The organism is Saccharothrix sp. NRRL B-16314 (genome assembly GCF_000716595.1).
GTDB lineage: Bacteria > Actinomycetota > Actinomycetes > Mycobacteriales > Pseudonocardiaceae > Actinosynnema.
Genome location: NZ_JNXC01000186.1, coordinates 1 through 337, shown reverse-complemented (window position 1 = coordinate 337; position 337 = coordinate 1). Strand labels below are relative to the sequence as shown.

Annotated in this window: 1 protein-coding gene; it reads left to right on the top strand. The window is 68.0% G+C overall.

Annotation, left to right across the window (positions count from 1 at the left end):
* Positions 1-337, top strand: a 337-nt coding sequence (locus OQ02_RS39585; protein ID WP_033443823.1) for an aminotransferase class I/II-fold pyridoxal phosphate-dependent enzyme, incomplete at both ends; no start/stop codon positions are given.

The window sequence follows — 337 nt, the reverse complement described above, 5'->3', positions numbered from 1 at the left end:
GCACCACGCGTCCTCGTACATCGAGGGCCTGACGATCCTCGCGAACATGCGCCTCTGCGCGAACATGCCGGCGCAGCACGCGGTGGCCGCCGCCCTCCAGGGCCGGCAGTCGATCGAGGACCTCGTACTGCCGGGCGGGCGCCTACTGGAGCAGCGGGACACGGCGTACGAGCTGCTGACGCAGATCCCGGGCGTGACGTGCGTGAAGCCGAAGGGCGCGCTGTACCTGTTCCCACGCCTCGACCCGAACGTCTACAAGATCAAGGACGACCGGCAGATGGTCCTCGACCTGCTGCGGGCCGAGAAGATCATGGTGGTGCACGGGACGGGCTTCAAC